Annotated in this window: 19 protein-coding genes; 7 read left to right on the top strand and 12 right to left on the bottom strand. The window is 50.4% G+C overall.

Features of this window, described 5'->3' with window-relative positions; genetic code table 11:
- The first annotated feature begins 2 nt into the window (after window positions 1–2).
- Window positions 3–1,274, top strand: coding sequence for an McrC family protein (locus tag NGM07_RS07785; RefSeq protein WP_253519141.1), 1,272 nt, complete (start codon window positions 3–5; stop codon window positions 1,272–1,274).
- 350 nt (window positions 1,275–1,624) lie between these two features.
- On the top strand, window positions 1,625–2,230 hold the full coding sequence (locus NGM07_RS07780) for a hypothetical protein (RefSeq protein WP_253519139.1): 606 nt from the start codon (window positions 1,625–1,627) through the stop codon (window positions 2,228–2,230).
- A 194-nt stretch (window positions 2,231–2,424) separates the two neighbouring features.
- On the opposite strand, the gene NGM07_RS07775 is transcribed toward NGM07_RS07780, so the two are convergent.
- Window positions 2,425–2,964 carry a DUF8102 family protein gene (locus NGM07_RS07775; protein WP_253519137.1) on the bottom strand — a complete coding sequence of 180 codons (540 nt, stop codon included), beginning with the start codon at window positions 2,962–2,964 and terminating at the stop codon, window positions 2,425–2,427.
- Between the two features lie 259 nt (window positions 2,965–3,223).
- Between NGM07_RS07775 and NGM07_RS07770 the strand changes: the two genes are divergently transcribed.
- Window positions 3,224–4,330: a ParB/RepB/Spo0J family partition protein gene (locus NGM07_RS07770; RefSeq protein WP_253519135.1), complete on the top strand. Its 1,107-nt coding sequence runs from the start codon at window positions 3,224–3,226 to the stop codon at window positions 4,328–4,330.
- Between the two features lie 1,326 nt (window positions 4,331–5,656).
- Here NGM07_RS07770 and NGM07_RS07765 read toward each other — a convergent pair.
- The 4 genes from NGM07_RS07765 to NGM07_RS07750 form a co-directional block, all read right to left on the bottom strand.
- On the bottom strand, window positions 5,657–6,871 hold the full coding sequence (locus NGM07_RS07765; protein WP_253519133.1) for a bifunctional DNA primase/polymerase: 1,215 nt from the start codon (window positions 6,869–6,871) through the stop codon (window positions 5,657–5,659).
- Between the two features lie 102 nt (window positions 6,872–6,973).
- On the bottom strand, window positions 6,974–7,117 hold the full coding sequence (locus NGM07_RS07760; RefSeq protein WP_253519131.1) for a hypothetical protein: 144 nt from the start codon (window positions 7,115–7,117) through the stop codon (window positions 6,974–6,976).
- A gap of 299 nt (window positions 7,118–7,416) precedes the next feature.
- Complete coding sequence (locus tag NGM07_RS07755; RefSeq protein ID WP_253519129.1) at window positions 7,417–7,614, bottom strand: hypothetical protein; 198 nt, start codon at window positions 7,612–7,614, stop codon at window positions 7,417–7,419.
- 26 nt (window positions 7,615–7,640) lie between these two features.
- Window positions 7,641–8,006: a hypothetical protein gene (locus NGM07_RS07750; RefSeq protein WP_253519127.1), complete on the bottom strand. Its 366-nt coding sequence runs from the start codon at window positions 8,004–8,006 to the stop codon at window positions 7,641–7,643.
- Between the two features lie 690 nt (window positions 8,007–8,696).
- On the opposite strand from NGM07_RS07750, the gene NGM07_RS07745 reads away from it, so the two are divergent.
- Together NGM07_RS07745 and NGM07_RS07740 are read left to right on the top strand one after the other, a co-directional pair.
- Window positions 8,697–10,331: a hypothetical protein gene (locus NGM07_RS07745; protein ID WP_253519126.1), complete on the top strand. Its 1,635-nt coding sequence runs from the start codon at window positions 8,697–8,699 to the stop codon at window positions 10,329–10,331.
- The gene (locus tag NGM07_RS07740; RefSeq protein WP_253519123.1) at window positions 10,328–12,865 is read left to right on the top strand and encodes a phospholipase D-like domain-containing protein; all 2,538 of its coding nucleotides are present in this window, start codon (window positions 10,328–10,330) and stop codon (window positions 12,863–12,865) included. Before NGM07_RS07745 ends, NGM07_RS07740 begins: the two co-directional genes overlap by 4 nt.
- 171 nt (window positions 12,866–13,036) lie before the next feature.
- On the opposite strand, the gene NGM07_RS07735 is transcribed toward NGM07_RS07740, so the two are convergent.
- The 7 genes from NGM07_RS07735 to NGM07_RS07705 all read right to left on the bottom strand — a co-directional run bounded on the left by NGM07_RS07735 (window position 13,037) and on the right by NGM07_RS07705 (window position 18,020).
- Window positions 13,037–13,345, bottom strand: coding sequence for a hypothetical protein (locus tag NGM07_RS07735; protein ID WP_253519121.1), 309 nt, complete (start codon window positions 13,343–13,345; stop codon window positions 13,037–13,039).
- 245 nt (window positions 13,346–13,590) lie between these two features.
- Window positions 13,591–14,526 (bottom strand): site-specific tyrosine recombinase/integron integrase, encoded by a 936-nt coding sequence (gene xerA, locus NGM07_RS07730; RefSeq protein ID WP_253519118.1) that lies wholly within the window; start codon window positions 14,524–14,526, stop codon window positions 13,591–13,593.
- Between the two features lies 1 nt (window position 14,527).
- Window positions 14,528–15,022 (bottom strand): hypothetical protein, encoded by a 495-nt coding sequence (locus NGM07_RS07725; protein WP_253519115.1) that lies wholly within the window; start codon window positions 15,020–15,022, stop codon window positions 14,528–14,530.
- Window positions 15,023–15,146: 124 nt separating this feature from the next.
- Window positions 15,147–15,317: a hypothetical protein gene (locus tag NGM07_RS07720; RefSeq protein WP_253519113.1), complete on the bottom strand. Its 171-nt coding sequence runs from the start codon at window positions 15,315–15,317 to the stop codon at window positions 15,147–15,149.
- Window positions 15,318–15,410: 93 nt separating this feature from the next.
- The gene (locus NGM07_RS07715) at window positions 15,411–16,058 is read right to left on the bottom strand and encodes a hypothetical protein (protein WP_253519110.1); all 648 of its coding nucleotides are present in this window, start codon (window positions 16,056–16,058) and stop codon (window positions 15,411–15,413) included.
- A 138-nt stretch (window positions 16,059–16,196) separates the two neighbouring features.
- Window positions 16,197–16,907: a GIY-YIG domain-containing protein gene (locus NGM07_RS07710; RefSeq protein ID WP_253519107.1), complete on the bottom strand. Its 711-nt coding sequence runs from the start codon at window positions 16,905–16,907 to the stop codon at window positions 16,197–16,199.
- 6 nt (window positions 16,908–16,913) lie between these two features.
- Window positions 16,914–18,020 carry a hypothetical protein gene (locus NGM07_RS07705; protein WP_253519104.1) on the bottom strand — a complete coding sequence of 369 codons (1,107 nt, stop codon included), beginning with the start codon at window positions 18,018–18,020 and terminating at the stop codon, window positions 16,914–16,916.
- A gap of 86 nt (window positions 18,021–18,106) precedes the next feature.
- On the opposite strand from NGM07_RS07705, the gene NGM07_RS07700 reads away from it, so the two are divergent.
- On the top strand, window positions 18,107–18,829 hold the full coding sequence (locus tag NGM07_RS07700) for a hypothetical protein (protein WP_253519101.1): 723 nt from the start codon (window positions 18,107–18,109) through the stop codon (window positions 18,827–18,829).
- Window positions 18,830–18,875: 46 nt separating this feature from the next.
- A complete protein-coding gene (locus NGM07_RS07695; RefSeq protein ID WP_253519098.1) occupies window positions 18,876–19,604 on the top strand; it encodes a GNAT family N-acetyltransferase in 729 nt (242 codons plus the stop codon).
- Window positions 19,605–19,619 lie beyond the last annotated feature (15 nt).

Here is a 19,619-nt window from a genome sequence, read left to right as displayed (position 1 = left end):
CAATGGCTCAGTCTGCTTCGTTTCCCTTGCTCGACGCGGAAGATGGGGAGAGTGTCGATATTTCTCTGCGAGAGTACGAGGAAACGGAACCGCTTGACCTGAGTGATTCAGCGCTTCGAATGCTTCGATCCGAAGTCAACAGCGATGGAGAGCGTCTGAGCGTTTCATTTGATCGAAACGGAGATGCCGTACTTCAGGCGACACAATACGTAGGGATAGTCTCGCTTCCAGATGGTCCGACAATACAAATTCGCCCGAAAGCGGGACGAACAAACTTACTCCATTTCTTGCGGTATGCCCATGGCGTCGAGTCCGTGACGATTGAGCGCGAGACGTCCATCTCTGCAGGGCGGACGTTTATCGAGGCGCTTGCAGCTCTCTATGAGGCTGAACTCGAGAATGTCATCCGGCAGGGACTACACCGAGATTATCGCCGAGTCGAAGCCAACGAAGAGCACCTTCGGGGACGGCTAAATGTACAGAAGCAGATCCAGAAACAGGGTGTTGCTCCGACGCAGTTTGAATGCTCGTATGAGGAACTAACCTATGATACTCTCCCGAATCAATCCGTTCTCTTTGCGACATCTATCTTAACTCGATTTGTTCGCGATCAAACTCTGAAACGCTCTCTGCTCAAGCATCGGCATCTCCTTCGACAACGAGTTACTTTGACACCGATACAGCCTGCAGCACTAGAGTCCGTTGAACTTACACGTCTCAACGAATATTATGCTGATTTGCTTCGTCTCACGAAGCTTGTCCTTCGGAGTATCTACGTTCGAGAGTTCCTGACCGGGGAGCAAAGCTCGTTCGCGCTCCTCATCGATATGAATCAGATATTCGAACGGGCTGTGGAACGGGGAGTTTCTGAGGCGATTGAAGAACGTGACGGATGGAAGGTGGCGTCTCAAGTGACAACTTGTAATCTAGTTACGGACGGAAAACATACAATCTCTATTCGGCCTGATATCGTTATTCGAAACTCCGATCAGCAAATACTGCTTGTGGGTGATGCAAAATGGAAGCTAGGTCGGCCTCCAAATTCGGACTTTTATCAGATGGTCTCGTACCAATTTGCTCATGATATTCCTGGAGTACTGATTTATCCTGAGCAAAGGGGAGAGATCGGGACACAGTACTCGGTCGTAGAACAGTATCCGCTTAAATTAGTTGAATTTCCTATTCCGACGGTAGCTGAAGATTTTGACGACTATACTGGTCGAGTACACGGTATGGTAAACGAGAAGATTCGGTCGCTGGTGGAAGATAGCTAAGTGCCATCCATTCAATTGGTCGCATAACAGAATCAGAGAATTGCAAGTTGGGTTGACCCCAAGACGTCGACGGTTAGCAGAGCGGAAGAGACGCGCTCGCTGTGGACAGCGAGGCGGTTGATGGAACTCCGAGGGCTATCTATCGTGGATGCAGGAAAAATCGATTTTAGCTCTTTGTTCACGGCCGCCAGTCACGTTGTGCAAAAATTTGCCGAAAGCGAGAAACTATGTGGCGGATTTAGCTTTGTTGAAACCCTCACACGGTGATAGGTTTCCGCGGTCATGCTGAATATAGAGGTTATACTCAGTACATCCCCGCCACTTAGTCATTGTAAATAGTAGGGTATCTCATGGGAATTGATTTTCCAAAATGGGTGAACGAATTCGAGGAGCAGTGGGAGGACAAGCCGATTGAGTACTTAGATGAATCTGGCCGTTGGAGGAAAGACGCCGATCCGCTATTCAGCTCAATATCAGCAGCGATTCAGTCCCGCAGAGAAATCTCAGTTACGGAGTTGCAGAAAATCAGCCAGTGGAAGCTTCAGGGGAAGAGAAACGACTCAAATATAACTCAGAACGAAACGTCTGAGGTAGAACGACGGAGCCGGGTTGCCCTACAGGTTTCTGATGATAACGAAGCAATTGAGAGTTTAACTCGACTCTCGGGGGTTGGGGTTCCACTTGCCTCGACCGTACTCACAGTGAGTCGTCCGACCGAATACGCAATTATTGACTATCGTGCTTTTCGAGGGCTTGCAGCTGCGAAACCCGAGATAGCAACCCCTGAAGAATACACCACATATGCTGAGTTTTTAGAGCACTTCCGAACGTACCTCACGAAGGCAGAGACATATGAGTATTATATAAATCACATTCGGGAACTCGCTGCGGAAAGGGGACTCTCCCCACGGGAAATCGATATGGCACTTTGGGCATTCGATAAAGCGAAGGCATAATCGAAAGCGTCGGCAAGATACGCGGTATTCAGCACGACCGCTGAGACCTAGCACCAAAGCCAAGATTTACTCATCAGGGAGTCAGGGAAACCGCTTCTTAGCTTCAGTTCACGGCTGTCAGTAACGTCGCGCAAAACTTTGCCGAAGGTTCACTTCAGTGCGGGGATCACATCGCAAACCCGTCTCAGTGCTGGTTATTCTCCTGCATCCGCGGCTCTTCGTCGTTGTAGTTCTTGATAGAGTTCATCGCCGCTGAGTTCATCATTCACTACGAGCTCTGCTAGTTCTCTCTCTGAATATTTCTCCAAGTTATCTGCTGTCGATTCGAGGACAAGCTTCGTCTCGACATCGAACGTCACGTCAACCTCGACGGCTCTTCTATCGTCGACACTTGCACGGGTTTTCTCCGCCTCCTCGACAGCCTTGGCAAGGAGGTCACCAAAGTCCTCTCCGCACTCCTTCACGCCGAGGTACACGAACCCGAGGAGTGCCACGATACTGCGGCGGAGGTCTAGGTCCCGAGGTAAGTTCTCGAATACCCTCTTCTTGTCGCGGTCTTCGAGTTCGTCCGCGATAATCGAAAAGTCGAGGAGTGCGTTCAAGATGCGGTCGCGAATGCGGGATCGTGCAACGCGCTCTGCGGAACTCTTTGATTCGATTGCAGCTTCATCTAGGAGGAACTGCCTGTCTTTGGTACTCAAAATTCCCCGATCACGTTCTGGATCTGTAGCCATATCCGGTAATGCATATGCCGTATCTAAAAGGATACTGGTTATCCGATCTTACCACTCCAAACGTTACAATATCTATTACGACGTTACACTTAAGGTGGTGTGTGACCTATTATCTGATAGGTCGCAACCAAAACACGCGACCCCGATCTGACGGCTGCCCGTTGGAGAATAGCGACTGGCAGCTCCCCGAGGCGGAGATTCATCCAATCAGAGATATCTCTCGCAGCCGACTCAGAACGGACTAAACTAGGAGATAACCATGAGCAAAACTACTGATGCGAACGAGACAGAGAAGACGCAGACGAAGAACAATCAAGCCCAGCCCTCGATTGAGACGCGAGATCCCGAGCAATTGGATCCTCATCCAATCCATGACGATATCTATAGCGCTGAACCCCCTACCGATGACTTCGTTAGAAGCATCGAGGAAAACGGCGTCATGGAGCCGGTTACGATCAACGCAAATAACGTCATTATTAGCGGCCACCGTCGGGTTGATGCAGCGATCAAGACTGGAATCGATAAAATTGACGTCACTGTTCAGAATCTGGACTCGCTTGATGAAAAGGCGGCTGTAATTCATTACAATAAGCAACGGGTCAAGACATTCAAGGAGCGGATGAGGGAAGCTCTCAAGTTGGAGGAAATCGAGAAAAAGCGGGCGAAGGAACGGCAAGGGGCTCGGACTGACATTGGGCAAGATTTTGCCGCAAGCGAATACGGAAGAACACGAGAGAAAGTCGCACAAGAAACTGATATTGGATCCGGCGAAACCTATCGGAAGGCGAAGAAAGTCTGGGAGAAGGCTCATAAAAAATCCGATAAGCTCAAGAAAGAACTCGATCGCATCGATGCTGGCAAGCAAAGTATCCATGGAGCTTACAAAGTACTGAAGCGAATTGAAGAACTCGAGAAACTCGGAGATGCGGTTGAATGGGACACTATTGAGAAGGCTGATGCTAATCCAAGCATCCGGCAGCGACGAATTATTTACGATCAAACAAAGCTTCCTGGGAGTAAAGATTGGGAGCAGCTATTAGACTCTCTACTTGGAGAGTATGAGAAGAAATTCAAAAATCCTGAGCAAGGGGACGCCTTCGTCTTCGCTTATTTCCTCGAATCTGATGGGGAAATTAGCTGCTCGGATTCCTCATCTGCTGAGCCGAACTCGTTGGTACAGCGAAAGCCAGATAAATCGACGTTAGAAGAGTGGTACTGGGAGCACAATCGGACTCCTCAAATGATCGCCGTTCAGCTTGGCGTTCATGCAGATCTGGTTGATTACTGGTTATTTGAGGATGAAATTCCAAAGAGGAAGAACGACTTTGGTCAGGCAACTCAGGAACAAATAGAGAAGTATCAATAAAATAGCTTTAATTTCCCATTTTCACAGGATATCCCATGACACAACCGTATTCCGCAGCCATTCATTCGAGAGGTATCGACCTGAAACGATTATTTGAGGAATCAGCACTTGCTCAAGGATCAAACCCCCACCACGAAAGGATCTATCTTGAAGTCCAAGACGATAGAATGCACGTGATTGCGGAGGGAGGTACAGCAGTCCAGTCTTTTTGCACGTATCACAGTTCCTACTTCGACTCATTCGAACTCTATAGCGCCGAACCAGTACGAGCGCTTATCGATAGCTCCATCATTGAACAATTAGCTTGGCTAGATTGGCGGAACCCTATCGACCTTTGTTTCTTACCGGGGGTGGAGGTTGCGTCCCAGATTCAAATTCGAGGTAACTTGACGATCGGGAGAGCAGTTGAGAGCTTAGATGTATCGCCTCACCGAATTCAGAATATGATTATCGATCGATTCGACTTGTCAAACCGATTTCTGAACGAAGAGCGTACGCGAACGCTTCCCGTCGAGATTGTGACGACAGTTGATCAGATTGAGGAACTGATGTCGATTGTTGACCAGATAGGGAAGTCAGGATACCCAGTTACTGTGCAACAGGAAGAATGGTGCATTCATTTGGAAGATGATGAGAGAGGTCACTCCATAAAAGGCAGCTTACCTGCGGATTCCGTCATTGGACCGAATGTGGATAACATGTATACTATGGGTTTGAAAGAAGTAGTCCGAAATATTAGTGGGCGAGTCACCCTTCAAACTGCACTTCGGCACGGCCCACTAGTGATTACAAAGACAACATTAGAAGGAGTCACCCATCGACATATTATCCGAAGTCCACATGAAGACCAGAGGGTAAATTTCTAAATTGAGGTATGGATTCTCTCCATGAAGCTGGCGCTGGTCAGAACACGACCGTCGAGTTCAGATCGGAATCTGAACGAGATCCATTGTCCGGGGGAGATTTGAGTTTTGCAAACAAGGGCAAGAGAGGTGCGATGACCACCAGCAGAGCGATAGGGACACGCTCTCTCTGGACAGTGAGTCAGTTATTGGAAATGCGGGGGTCATTGGGCTATTAGCTATGGAGAAATCGATGCACGCGGTGGCTCACGGCTGTCAGTATCATCTGATATGTATGGAGTCACTTTGGATGGCTGTTTGGAGCGTTGCTAGCGAATATCTGAACTAAAGGTGAGTGGTATTCGTTAATATAAATCGCTCTTGGAATCCTCTGAAATGTATGGACAGAATCTCTTTACTGTCGCCATTATCCACAATCCCCCTTCCAATAGCAAACGAACTAATAGACTGTAAAACTACTAGACTAGATTCCTAATTGCTTTCTCATTTCTTCATCTATGAGACTTTCTAGACCATCGAGATAGTAGTACGTGTACGGATGGTCATTGATCCGCTTCACGATTCCCTGCTCTTCATACCAATTCCGGGCTCGCCTTGCTGCACTCACACTTCGGTCAAACGACTCATGCTCTGTTATTTCGACCATGCGAGCGATTCCGAGGTCAAGTAGTGCGTTATAGAAGTTTTTACGAGTCACGTGGCTTGTAGCCGGCCGTTCGTCAAATGGACGTGACCGTTGAGGTGGCTCATAGTAGGAGTCGTGTTTTACGAAATCCAGGGTGAGATTTTGATATAATGCGCCAGCTTCACGCCACTTCCGCAATCCGTTCACATCGGCCTGTGGATGCTCTTTGCAGGCTCGATCCATCAACTGCTTCACGATCTTTCGATTTCCCTGCATCCACCAACCAAGATAGGCGACAAGAGAGGCTTCAGCACGAGACCTATCGTTGAAGCCAGCAGCTCGATATCGACCTTTCCAGAGTGCCTTGACTTTATTTCCATACGTACAGCGTTTCATCTTCTCCAACCGCCGCTCAACGTTGAATTCCACAGCCTCCGAATGAGCAGTGGTCTCCGTGGCGTCCAACGTATGTCTTGTATCTCGGTCCTTACTTGCATCGTCAGTACTCGGAGAAAGCTGGAAAAGTTCATCCCGGTCGACAGTCGCAATGGGTTGATCGCGTAAAATCTGATAGTGGCCATTACCAGGGGCAGAACAGTCATGGTTATCCTTTGTACAACTCGCAAGTTCTGAACCAGGGCCGACTACATACTGATTCTCAGCTCGTATCTCTCCCCATGGAAGTTGTTTATTCTGGACCTGGTTCTCGACCGAATAATACCGATGCTCCCCACCATGAGGTGACTGTGCAGTGAACGTTATCGGAAGGTCTGCAAGCTCTGCTGGCCGTTGAACATCGGATTTATAGTCATCAATATCGATGAGAACTAAACCGTCTCCAGCATACACGCCGTAGTTCCCAGAGATAGCACCTGGTTTATAAACGGTATGGGAAATCGGCTCCTTTTTCCCAGACTGGAGCGGATTAAACCGAAATTCGCCTAAATCAGCTTCAGCTAAGCGTTTGGATACCGTCTGTATGTTGTCCTTCACCGATTGCGGCGGCGGTGCGTTATTGATTGTCGCCGGCGACAGGTTATCTGGCGATGACATGATGTTGGGATATGGTTCGAGCATTAATCGACACGTCATGTAATTCAAGGCGGATTTCTGGGCGTAGGAAACCAATGATCCGCTGCTTTTCTTTCGAGGAAATCATTCTGGAGCGTCCGAATCGAGAGCTTTTCCAGCCCGTCTAAGAAAGTCACTCCAAGACTCATCACCGTATTTTGCTCGCTTCGCTGTATCCCGGTCGTCTGGATAGACGTTTATCGTAGTATAGCCGTATTTGTTCGGCATATTCCGCCGAAGAGATGCGTGTATGTAAATGTTCGGTCCACCGAATCTCGTTTTCGTCCGTAGCAGACCTCCTTAGAGGGTTTTACACTTGAATAGGTGAAATCCGGAAATCTCTATACATCTCTAACAGAAGACCCGACTAACAATGTGCGAAATTTTGCAAGAGGTCGGACTCCGCACAGGGACCATATGCTAACGACATACGATTCCTCGTACAGATAGCCCGAAATCGCTGACGGACGTCTACCCACTGTTAAAAACTTTATAATGTTTTGTCACACGGTTTGAGGAGACAGAAGTTAGCTATCTATTGGGAACTGGTCGCTATAGGTTGCAACGAATGTCGGTCCCTCATATGCTCTAAGAAGTTCGTCGACATTATCAAAGTCCGGTGCAGTCGGAACCCGCTTCTCGAGCTTCACCCAATCCGAAAACCCTTCTCTTGACTCCTCGATCACCTCTCCATCTCGTACTTCTCCTAACTTGTGTCGCTCCATATCCTGAACCAGATAGAAGACGACTGTCATTGGTCTGCTGGCGGATTCTCGTCGGAGCCTTCCTTGACGATGACGGCATTGACATAGTGATTATTGAACTGGCGTGTGAGTCGGTGTTCATCTTTGAGATCAGGAAATCCCTCAAGGAGCTGCTCAAGGTCGCCCGTTGGGTCTTCACGGATCTCACCGTCTTCGACATACCCAAGCTTCTCCCAGCCATCCCCATCATCGTTCAAGCCAAGGAAAAGTACGGTCATGAACGTGTTTTCACCGTCCTTCATCTTGAGGTTCCTGCCGACGGAGATTCGACCGCGACTGGTGCTCAGACGCTTCTGAGGTGCGTGAGCCGGTGCAGCACAAACAGTGAATGTCTCCCAGATGATATTGATCATGCCCCGACCAAATCGGTGCCTGTTTCTCAGCACGCAGTCTCTGACAAGTATTGAGGAATCATTGCAAACTACGAACTTCAGATGTTGACGGGAAAGAATGCGTCGTGGATGTTGCTCAGACGCTTCTGGTGTGCGTGAATTAACGCAGAGAGCGGTTCGACGAGAGAGTAAGGGGTATCGGTCATAGATTCGAAAGAATCGGTGAGCATCCTTCAGCGTGCATACTGACGCGGTCTCTGGATCCAACGATGATGGCCTTATACGCCATCCGAGCATTCGACCGAAGTTACCGCCGTAGAATTCTGGTTTAAACATCTCACAGCCACTGCGAGGCGAGAATCCTCTCACCGAGAGGGGGATACTTTGATACAGGATTGACAACATTAGTGGACTATCGTGTCACGCTCACCGTTGGATCCAGCCTGGACTGCGAAACCAGATAGGATGCGGATTATCGATCCATTGGAAGCCGAGTCTACGGAGGGTGATCTCCAGGATCGGCTTCTTCGCCCCGTGCTGAGTCTTGCGATCACACAGCGACTCCGGTATCTCTCATTTTGGGCCTGGGTGACCACTCACCTCGACCAACACACACCATCTGAGCGCGCCCAATATGAGAAGGTGTTCTTACTCGGGAGCATCCTCCATGACCATCCTGCCTCAGTAATCGAAACAAACGGTATCATGGGTGTGTCCGACGAGCTTCAGACGACCCTCAATGACTCGACCGTCGACCGAATTAGTATCGAGCCTGCGGACCTGACCATTGCCGGCGCTGACAGGGCGCGCTTCGATCAGTACTACAAGGGAATTCTCTATCGGCTCCACCTCTTTGAAAACGAATGGACGGTGACTCCGCTTGGGGAACAACTCGCGGAGGCGTTCGACGATGCAATTGACGTCGAGTTTGACGAGGTTCGTGCGGCGGTTGAAAATGACGAGGTCGAGATGGAGCTTATCCATCGGTTTGCCTCCGGAGGGTGTCTCTGCCAGCTCTCCAACCGTGAACAGGAGCTGCTCACCCGTTCGTATTTTTATCTCGTGACACGGACAGGACACTACGATGAACTCCAGTTCGATCTTGATCCGCAGCCGGACCTACTTGATCTGCGTCCGTTTCTGACCAGCGACGTGCGTGAAGAGCGGAGCCTTGAGACGACCATCGAGGCAACGCTGGTCGGAACTGAATTTGTCGAGGATGCTGATTTCAGCGAGGATCTCGGACGGTTCTTCGAAACGGGACGAGATTTCTACGTCCGGTGCTCACTCGTCATGTTGCTGGCGCTCGGGGAGTGGGTAACGACGAGGCCGACAACACAGCCGATGTTTGGCGAGTTAGCGGATATTCGTGAGATATGGCGCCTTCTGGTCCATGCGGAACACACGTCTCATGCCTTTCAAGCGATGTTTATTGGGCTCCTTGAGGCCGTCCGGGAAGAAGAACCGATTCAGCCGGAACCGCTCCTTGAGATGCTCATCGGGCATGAGGAATTTGACGATACAATCGAACGAGGACTCTCCGGACTCACAGTAACTGAGGGCGAGAAAGAGCGCTCACGTCTTACACAGATCCGAGACACGATCTACTTTGGGATGGCTTACAGTGGTAACATCACGGTCGAGATTGACAACGATGTGGGCTCGTTCACGGGGACATGGCGTGATGTTGCTGATCGGCTGCAAGCGAACGAACTAGATGGTGATCCCTTCCAGCTCACGAATCAGAGCGAGCGAGCCTACCGGCAGGTGCTCAACCAGACGCTCAGGGAATCTCCGTCGCTATCGAAGAGTCGACGTGTGATGGCCTACGGCGCCCTCCAACTTGCTCGTCTCTCTACACGGTATGTGCAGTACTTCGCCAAAGACGAGTTAGCACCGTTTGTCGAGTGGTTCAGGACGGCGAATACTCATCCAGGGCCATTGACGATCTGGCGACTGCTCGATGACGATGTCAGTCTACAATTGATCCCGCGGGCTACGCAGAAGGTCGGATCCATTGACGGGACGGCGTTCGGAACTACTGTCGCCGAACTCACTGAACGGTGGCTGGTCGAGCATTATTTTGAGCGTCTGTACGAGAAGATGGGCGAGAGTAATGGGAAATCCCCGCAGCTGCTCTCGATGGATGTCGACCGTTCGCTCTCATTCGAGCAACAGTACAACAACGGCCGACCCAACGCCCCGACGCTCAAATTCGAGCGACTCGGCGATATCTTCTATGAACTCGGCCTGACCGAGGGGGCCGACCTGAGCGGGATTCAACTGACTCCACGTGGTCGGAAACTCATTCGGGCATTCGACGTCAATCTTGGTGAAGACCGATGAATCTGCTTCGTGATCTCGATACCGACGACCGTAACGTCACTGGGGCGATCATGACGACGTTCCCATTCGCTGCTGGTTTCTTCGAGCGATCGGTCCTTCCGGCGCTTCGTGACAAGAACGTAGGGGCGAACGTCGCCGTTCTCGTGGACGCCGCTCATTACGAGCAGACGCTCACTACAGCCGATCCAGAGTCACAGCCTCAACACGTGGGGCAACGATACGCCCTTGCTCCAGTCGATGTTGGCCCACGACGAGCGTTCCATCCGAAAATCCACTACTTCGCGGGATCGAACCGTGTCTATGCGTATATCTCCAGTGCCAATCTCACACAACTAGGCTTTACAAGCAACCAGGAGGTCGTGACAAAGGTCGCCGTCGAGGCAACCGATGTCACCGAGGATGGTGTCGTAACTGATCTCAATGATACTGACATCGCACATCTACGGGAACAAGCTGAAGTGCTCCAGAATATCAGAGAGTTCTTCGAAGAATTCCTCACCACACCACTTGCGCGCTCGATCGACCCGATCACCGAACAGCGGGTGAGAGAAACGCTCGCGGCAAGCGACTGGCTACAGAACGTTGAGACAGGGAAGAACGCATGGCGTGAACTCACTTTCCTGCATAACCTCCGACGGCCCATTCTGGAGCAGCTCCGTGATCGGATCAGCAATCATAATGAATCGATTAACCGAGTGCAAATCGCAGCACCATTCTATGGCTCATCACTCCGGATTCCACAGACATTCACCGAAGAGGGGATCGACGTTCACCTCTGGGTTCAGGACGAGCGCACACAGCTTCCAGTCGCTGACCTAAGGGAGTGGCTTCACGTCCCGACCGCGAGTGCCAGTCTATTTACCGCTAGTAGATATGTCCATGGGAAAGTACTCGTCATTGAGACTGACGCGGCTTCGTATTGTCTGAGCGGGAGTGCGAACGCCTCGCTTGCAGCACTACGCCAAACCGCAATTACTGATGACGGGAACGTCGAGGCAGTTGTTCTCCGTCGCGTTCCTGATCCAGATCACTTTACATATCTCTTCGAAGGGAAGCCCTTTGAGGGAGCTGAGCCATTCGAGGCCGAATCGTTCGTTCCAGGAATTGACGTTGATTCAAAGCCGAATGACCAAAGTAGTGGTGAAGAGCCATCGGAATCGCTTGTCCTGCATAGCGTCACGTACACGAGGCATGTGTCCTATGATGGAGGAACGCTCCAGATTAGTGGTGTCGCAAGCAGTGAGCTCCGAAAAAGGTTGGAAGATGAGTTACGTCTCGATGCGACCCCCGGGAACAGTGAACAGAGGTCACAAACGTTCGTATTGCAAGGGACTGATCTGTCCTGGGAAGCTGATGAGGATGGAGACTATGATGAATTCTCGGTCTCGAAAGAGTTCCATTCCAATGCCGAGGATAAGGTGTTCAGACAGCCTGCTCGAGCGCGGCTAATTTGTGACGCGATTGAATCCTCACAGCGTTGGGTCCAAACACACCGCCCCTCGACTGATCAAGCCGCAGATGCGGCCGCCAGTGACGCGGGAAAGAAGGTCGTTCCCTTTGCGCTTCACAAACTCTACGATAGTGATGCGGAGCAAAAGGCGCTGGTCGTGGAGTCGCTGAACGGACTACTCGAAGCAATGCGAACGGTCGGCGATGAATCGTCGACGTCGAATCAGGGCAGTACTAAGCAAGAAGGGCCGAAGGGTGGGCTTCACGTGCGATCGTGGAAGCAAACGACGAGCCGTGATCCGGACGATCTCGTTGAATCGTTCTACGAAGGGTGGCAGGAAGATCTCAACGACTATGGTCGGATGATGAGTCAATCCTATCTCCCATTCGAAGCGATCGGGGATCGTCTTCAGGCGATCAATGCGACGACGCTCAATCTGCTCGCGATCGACGAACTCTTTGCCGAAACAGAAGTGCCGACGCAGCTTTGTCGGAATTCGATGAAAGAGACCTATTCAACTCAAGAACGAGGCCAGCTTGAAAGTATACTTGAATACATTTGCGCGACTGCCCGCCTCACGGCGCGTCAGGATGCTAACATCGCAAACGATGTCTATCAAGGCCTGCAGACTCACGTATCACCGCATCTCCTTCTTGCCTCAATCATCGTCGAGGATCACCTTGCAGGCGATCAAGAAACCTACTTTAACCAACATGGCTGGGCCTTCGAGGAGCTTATCGGATGTTGTTTCCCGGCCAAATATCCAGACCCCGAACACCTCGACGCAGACCGTATCAATGAATTAGTCGAAATGATTGGGGAAAGTATAGAGGGGATTAGAGACCGTTTTCAGGCGACGCCACGCCTCCGACGATTCAGCTCAATTAGGTACATGAACGAGTCCCATCTACGCAGGACGGTGCTCGAACGGTTAACACGGGCCATTCTCTACGCTGGTGGGGAAGCTGTCAAAACACATGTCTCTGCACCAACTCAACAAGGAATGCTTCAATCTGTATTCGAACAGTGTAAAGAGCACCTCCCACAGGAAAAACGACGAGAAATCCAGCACCTGATAGAATAAGTCATGCTGAACTAGGCAATTCATCGTCATCTGCAATCTACAACAGCGTTTCCATGTGCGTGAGTGAAACACAGCACTCGGTTTGAAAGCAGGGTGAATGATCTTCCCCAGAGCAATCAAAAGAATCGGTGAGCATCCTATAGCGTGTATTCTCTAACGCATTTAGAGCGTTTAGAGTTGGGTTTCGAGTTCGGTTGACTCCCGCCAGGATTCGTAAGTTTCGTCGCTCAATTCTTCGACGATACGCTTCGACTCCTCGCTGTCGTACACAGCAATGTGATAACCGGTCGTATAGGAAGCGCTGATGTATCGGAGGAGGTCCCGACCATCCGTGAAGCAGTCCAGGCGCGGGTCGTTCACAAATCGTTCTCGCAGACCAGTCGACGTTGGGCTCTCACCGAGTACGTCTCCCTCGATGGTTACTCTGGCCACCTCTTCTAACTCGGACTCACGATTTACGTAGATGATCACTTCAACCATGATTCACTACGGAATGTCGTTTACCTATTGCAGGGCAATGCTCGGGCAGAGTTCAATTAGTGGTGTCCGTCATGGAAATAGACTAAACCACCATTCGAGGAAGTCAAACACCATTTTGGTCACAAAGACGATGACCGTGAGGGTGAGCAAGCCCAAAAAGGCCATAACACCAATTCCCACGAACCAGGCGACGATATCCCACGGACCCTGGATTACTTGAAGGACGACGGGTGACGAGCCAAGAATCATAGATTGAGGCGTTTGATGTGGTTCTGGTATTCTTCCTTCGCCTCCTCACGATCGACCCGCGTGTAGATGTCCATCGTTTCGGTCTTGGCGTCGCCACGAATGTATTTCAGAATATACGGCTTCATCCCTTGCTTCCGCATTAGAGTCGTGAAGACAGTTCTGAACGTGTGAGGAGTGAATTTCTTCTCAAACCGCCGTTCTTCCTTAGGCGCGACGCCAGCCCTATCCGCAGCCTCCTTCACCTCTCGTCGAATCCGTTCTTTGGAGAGGCGATCACCTCGGTTGCTTGTGAAGAGGTACGGCGAATCAGAATCAACGTTGACGAACTGGTAGCGTTTGATCGCGTAGATTGTCTCGTCGTCTATGGGGACGACGGTCTGTTTGCCGCCCTTTCGTTCTCGGAGTCGAATAAATCCCTTCTCAAGGTCAACGTCATCGTTTTCGATGGAGAGGACTTCTAAGAGTCGAGCACCAGTCTTGGCGAGGATGATCGCGACGGTTTTGTCTCGCGGGTCCGGAATGCTGTGGATGATTTTGCAGGCATTGTCCCACGTAGCGCAGTCGGGGCGGTCCGGTCGAATACGAGGAATCTCCTCCATCACGACCGCAGCGGGATTGCTCGTGATGTTCTCGAACTGCGGTCGTTTCATCGTATAACTGTAGAAGCTGGAGAGAACTTCCAGGTACTTCTTCTTCGAGTTCTGGGAGACGCCGCGTTCAGTGAGGGCCATCACGTAGTCCTCGATATGCCGAATCTCTACCTCTCCTGGTTCGAGATCAGGGAACTGATCGTGGAAGAACTCACGTAGGACTCGACTATACGAGTTGAGCGTTCTCGTGCTCCTGCCGGTCGCCTCCTTGCGAGTGATGAAGTAGTTGACCTCGTCATGCTTGTTGTCGTAGATCTTCGAGGCGTTGGGTTCGGCTGTCATCTTAGTTCTCTTCCTTGAGCCGCCAGCCGTGTCCACGCTGATACTCGACCTGCCCGTTTTCGGCTAGCCCATAGAGTCGCTGCTCGATTTGGCTTTGGAGGTGTTGAGCGACGTCCTCACTAGCGGAGATTCGCTCCGTGAGCTCGTCCAGCGATTGATACTGCTCGTTCAGAACCCGAGTTACGAGGTCATCGATACTGAGGTGGGCTCGACCGCTGCTACCCTGTTGGGCGTCTTCGAGTTGGGCTTGGAGATCGTCGATTTTATTTTGGAGCTGCTTGACCGTCTGGTCCTGTGTTTGAATGAATGGCGCACCGCTATCTCGATACATCCGGGCTTCTTGAATCAGATCGTAGAGGTAGCCGCTGAGACTGGATCCCTCGTGCTTGGCTTCCTCCGACCATTCCTCTTTGTGCTGCTTAGCGGGGAAGAGTTCGGCTCGGGTCGTATTTTCGTGCAGTGTTTGGTAATCCCGTTCGTCGCTAGGGCTGTCCATAGACGTCTCTGTCATACTAGAATCGCCAAATGATAATTGGATTGTTAGGTTAAAGAGATTACCGGTAGTAGCATCGTCTATGTCCGAGATTTCGGAGGAAAACGGATTTCCGAATTGCTTCGTCTCAGCTATCGTTGTGGCGCTGCCAACGAGCTTCCTGAATGAGCTCGATCAGATAGCGACTCAGGCTTAGTCCCTGTTCGTCGGCTTCCTCCTGCCATTGGCCTTTGTGTTGGCGGTGGCAGTAGATGTCGACACTAGTCATTCCCTCGCCTAATCCCTTGTTGTCGTCCATTGGTCGACGGGGTGCTAAGGGTTTATCAGTCATGGAGAACCACCATATAGTTGGATGGTTGTCAATATATTATCATTACCGGATGCAGAACTGCTATCCTCCCCTACAAGCGCGACATCCATCGGTATCTGTCGACGCTCCTGGCCGTCCATTCCTCTCGTCCAGTTCTGAAACAAGAGCATCATAGAGGAGATCAGAGTCCTTTTGGCGGAACCGCTTTGGTTGTCTGGTTGCGTTCGCTACTGAATCCGCAATGTCCTCCTTCCCCTGCTGTTTGAGGACCGTCTCTAACGTAAGGTCATTATCTCCAAACCACACGGACTCCTCCGGATTTCCGATAATGATGTTCTTGATTCGTTTCTTGGCGATCTCAGAATTGTCCTTCTTGATATCTCGAATGAGGTGTGAAGAATGGAGGAGGTCGCGCATATATTTGCTTTTGAAGTCATCATTTAATCGAGGACTAGCAAGCGCGTCTTCCAAACTCAGCTTTTCTTCAACAACTAAGGCGCCTGTACAGATATATTCGTATTCACCGTTCATATTCGACTTCATCGGTGTAAAGAAGACTCGGTCGCCTTTTTCTAATGTGTCTCTGGGACGTGGACCACATACGGCCCAAACGGGTACAGTCTTGCCTTCATGTTGATTCGACCAAAAATCTGGGTCGGGGATCGCGCCTCTGTCTTCTAAAAACGTGCTTGTCGGGTTCGCATCATATCTCCTAATGTAACTGTACATATTCATCAACCAAAGCGATAGGCTTTCAAAAATCCTTCCCTGAAGTAGGTCGCAAGCAAGGTAGATGCTTAAGCAAAATTTTGGAGGAGGGAAATCGAATAGGAGTAAGAGAATAGACTTTCACAGTCTCAAACTGGCCTATAGTGGCTGTGTCCTCTCTATGTATTCCTCAAGCTGAGTGAGAAAAGTGGAGTCATAGTTCTTGTCAACATGATCCACGTTCCACAGTCCAGACTCTCGGATTTTCTTGCTTCGACTGTGGTTTCCAAGCCAATCATCCGAGCGAGGGTCGACGGCGTCTCGCTGATAATTGCTAAGTAGTGCAATTATATTTCGCTCGATGTAGGCCCGCTGGCTATCGGCACTCGGTTCATCGTCGACATTCAGCCAGAGAAACGGCAGGTCCCGAAGATAGTCGCTCACTCGCTGCTCCATCTCAAGTTCACTAAGTCGGCGTTCCCTTTTCGCGCTTGAACCCTCGCCCCAATGAGGATACTCATCGTGCAGGGAATCACGCTCTACTAAGGCCTCTCCAACTCGTTTTCTGAATACGGAGCCGCGATGATTTCCCCCTCCTTCGTAGGTTCCGCGCATCGCCCCTCGATGCGTCCGAAGTCGGTCCCAGAGTGAAGTACTGCTTCCTTCGGAGACCGCATGAGTCTCAATACGAGTCACCCGAAGTTGATCGCCAGACTCTCGGTATTCGTCCGGAGCGAAGAAGATGTAGACGCCCCGGTCAGGCCAGTCCATATAGCCAGTGCAATCCTTGAGCTTCTGTTTGCCTCCGACTGTTGCCTCTAGCTCTTCGAGAAGTCTATACAGACGCTCGATATCCCCTTCTCCCGTCATATCTGTTCAGTTCTCTTCGTCCGGCAATTGAAATGGTTCTGTGTTGTCGATGTACATTGCTTCTGAATCTCGGGGAGCCTTCGCACCAACGACGAGGCAGTCGAAGCAGTACGAGACGGTAAGCGTCTCTCCGTGTATGCCTTCTTCAAAGAACCCTCCTTGTTGGGCTGCAACTTGCTCAGCAAACTGTCCCTCGGTCATTTCCTGCATATCTGGTTCGTACGTGAACCGATTCTGACCGAGAGCTACCATAAGCTGATTGCATTTTGGACAATCCAAACTCTCCCCTTCGGAGTACGACTCCTCAACTGAGTCTATAACTCTCCCTTTTACATCAGAGAACGAATCGTCACTCCGGATTGATTCGGTGTCTGAATCGAATAGCACTGAATCGGTGTGTAATTTTGCGTGATCCCCCATCACCGAGTGAATCGCAGTGAGATATCGTTTGTTCATCTTTAGACTATAATCATCGAGGTCCCCGGCGAGACGATTGAAATCTGGAAGACTCGGTACGCCTTTACAATAGTGGCTATAGACCGCGTTGAGGAGATGATAATAGAGGGCTTCTTTGGCTGATTTGATATCATTCACTCGGTCGTACCATTGGGAGAATGCGGGAGCGTCGGTATCATCGTAGTCCTGCTCGGCGGAGACAATGACAGGAACATCGATTTCGGACTTGCGGTCGTTCCTATCGGTGGCTGCAAACACGAGGTCGATACTCGCTGGGTCGCTCCATCCAGATTTTCCGGACGTTGAGTGGCCGTGCTTGAGAAAATCGCTAACGTCTTTCTCAACCTCGAGTATTTTCTGCTCGCCGTCGTGGACTATTTCGTAGTCTCCACGGTTTCCGGATACTTTCTTGTCGAGGTTGGCGTGAATGCTGATGCCAATTTCATCACCGAATTCCTCGAGGTAGTACTTCACCCAGTACTCTCGGCTAACTGATTGAGGATGCTGGTCGTAGTCATTCGAGTCGGAGTCAACCGAGTTCCGGAGTCTGGTGAGAATTTGATCGCCTTTCTCGTCGCTTAGATTGTACCTGTAGACACTCGCATAGCCACCTCCGGGCCATGCTTTTCTGATTTTCTTGTTGCGTGTCAGGTCCATAGAGGCTCCTTTGGTGATGAACAACTTAACTTGATAGTACAGACTGTCTCGTAGGATATACGATTCATCGGGAGGCATCGGGAACTATGGAACCAGACGTACTGGTCGTCTCACCTTGTTCTGGAAGCAAGCGATACGACGCAGTAGCTGACTGTAGACGAGTCGACGAGAAGTCAAGGGAAACATTGGTTGAGGAGTTTCCTGAGTCTGTGGCTTCGGCGGCTGAAATGTACACGGGGAGAGAACATGGACACATCCAGTCTGCCGTAGAGCGGCTTTCGGAGGTCGCCACCGTCGATTGGCGTATTATCTCCGCCGGATTTGGGGTGCTCTCCTCCAGTACAGAGATTCCCTCCTACGAGTGCACGTTCAATGAAATTGAGCAGGTTCGAGAACGAGCGGAGAGATTCGGGCTAGACGTAAAGGAGATGACCAACAAGGAGTTGGTAGCTGCCGTCAGTCGGGAGAAGAATATCCCTCAAGACCTCCGGCAAATCTTTGCCGAAGGCTATGACTTGGTCTTCGTCGCATTGGGGACCAAGTATTTGATTGCTTCTCAGGAGGCGTTGACGTCGTTGCCGGAAGAGACGGCTGCATTCGCATTTGCGTCTAATGGGAGCAAGGATTTCATCGGGGACTGCTATTGGATTCCTGCAACTGAAGCGGAGCGAAGTCGATATGAGACGACGTGGCTCGAACTACGGGGCAGAGAATTACTTACTCTCGCTGAGAGAGTAGAAGATAGTGAACATCTCAAACGAATCCGAGCAAGTCCAGATAACGTACGGGAACTAATTGTCTCCGTTTAGTCTCGTTTGAGTAGGTTCTATATGTTATGTCTATCCAGGTTACAGTATGCCTCTTCAATCACAACTATTCAAAGGTCACTCTGAAAAACGCCGAGAAGACATAAGCGTCTTTGAATGTCCGAATTGTGGAAGCCGGTACAAGGAAGTTATCGGAAGCTCGTGCCGTGAGTGCGATGCTCATCTACCCTTAGACCGATGTCAGGCTACCGTCTCAGTTGATGTTGCAAAGTGTGCCTCGTGTGGAGATGATGTTCGATATATTCGAGATGATGCAATAGCCACACAATGGGACATTCCTGGATACATCTGTTCAGATTGCGAGAACATCACAGAGTTAGAACACCAAGGCCAGATGCATCAGCCAATAGATTTCCTCCAAAATGACCACGGTCGACAGTTCTACGCGACTCCTGTAGATGGAGAATCTCTGGAAAAGGTGGCACGGCTATTCTCTCTCCAAACTAAGGTTGATGGAATCGGGTTCTGGAGCTACGATGCCAATAACCATCGGGTATGGTTAGCAAGTCAAAACGGAGTCTATTGTGGATTTGCGACACTGAATGAAGATGATGTGCTAATACAGATATGGGTTGATGAAGGGATGAGACGACAGGGTGTGGCAGCGCAATTATTAGAGTACATCTGTGAAAATGTTCTCCCCTCGAATGGCGAACTACACATCAATCAACCACTTGATGACGGGTGGGATTTCTTCCGGAGTTTAGCAGATGATGAAGACCGTATTTTCGGTCGCGAAGTTATGATGAACTTCTGAACATCCCAACTTATT

The organism is Halorussus vallis (assembly GCF_024138165.1).
Lineage (GTDB): Archaea > Halobacteriota > Halobacteria > Halobacteriales > Haladaptataceae > Halorussus > Halorussus vallis.
This window is presented reverse-complemented; position numbering and strand designations above follow the sequence as displayed.

Bases quoted from the DNA above. Each gene is read 5' to 3' on its own strand.
- NGM07_RS07700 (WP_253519101.1), top strand. From the start codon at position 18,107: ATGGAACCAGACGTACTGGTCGTCTCACCTTGTTCTGGAAGCAAGCGA.
- NGM07_RS07715 (WP_253519110.1), bottom strand. From the start codon at position 16,058: ATGTACAGTTACATTAGGAGATATGATGCGAACCCGACAAGCACGTTT.
- NGM07_RS07705 (WP_253519104.1), bottom strand. From the start codon at position 18,020: ATGGACCTGACACGCAACAAGAAAATCAGAAAAGCATGGCCCGGAGGT.
- NGM07_RS07695 (WP_253519098.1), top strand. From the start codon at position 18,876: ATGCCTCTTCAATCACAACTATTCAAAGGTCACTCTGAAAAACGCCGA.
- NGM07_RS07760 (WP_253519131.1), bottom strand. From the start codon at position 7,117: ATGCCGAACAAATACGGCTATACTACGATAAACGTCTATCCAGACGAC.
- xerA (WP_253519118.1), bottom strand. From the start codon at position 14,526: ATGACAGCCGAACCCAACGCCTCGAAGATCTACGACAACAAGCATGAC.
- NGM07_RS07735 (WP_253519121.1), bottom strand. From the start codon at position 13,345: ATGGTTGAAGTGATCATCTACGTAAATCGTGAGTCCGAGTTAGAAGAG.
- NGM07_RS07765 (WP_253519133.1), bottom strand. From the start codon at position 6,871: ATGTCATCGCCAGATAACCTGTCGCCGGCGACAATCAATAACGCACCG.
- NGM07_RS07720 (WP_253519113.1), bottom strand. From the start codon at position 15,317: ATGGACGACAACAAGGGATTAGGCGAGGGAATGACTAGTGTCGACATC.
- NGM07_RS07770 (WP_253519135.1), top strand. From the start codon at position 3,224: ATGAGCAAAACTACTGATGCGAACGAGACAGAGAAGACGCAGACGAAG.
- NGM07_RS07750 (WP_253519127.1), bottom strand. From the start codon at position 8,006: ATGATCAATATCATCTGGGAGACATTCACTGTTTGTGCTGCACCGGCT.
- NGM07_RS07780 (WP_253519139.1), top strand. From the start codon at position 1,625: ATGGGAATTGATTTTCCAAAATGGGTGAACGAATTCGAGGAGCAGTGG.
- NGM07_RS07740 (WP_253519123.1), top strand. From the start codon at position 10,328: ATGAATCTGCTTCGTGATCTCGATACCGACGACCGTAACGTCACTGGG.
- NGM07_RS07725 (WP_253519115.1), bottom strand. From the start codon at position 15,022: ATGGACAGCCCTAGCGACGAACGGGATTACCAAACACTGCACGAAAAT.
- NGM07_RS07785 (WP_253519141.1), top strand. From the start codon at position 3: ATGGCTCAGTCTGCTTCGTTTCCCTTGCTCGACGCGGAAGATGGGGAG.
- NGM07_RS07755 (WP_253519129.1), bottom strand. From the start codon at position 7,614: ATGGAGCGACACAAGTTAGGAGAAGTACGAGATGGAGAGGTGATCGAG.
- NGM07_RS07710 (WP_253519107.1), bottom strand. From the start codon at position 16,907: ATGACGGGAGAAGGGGATATCGAGCGTCTGTATAGACTTCTCGAAGAG.
- NGM07_RS07775 (WP_253519137.1), bottom strand. From the start codon at position 2,964: ATGGCTACAGATCCAGAACGTGATCGGGGAATTTTGAGTACCAAAGAC.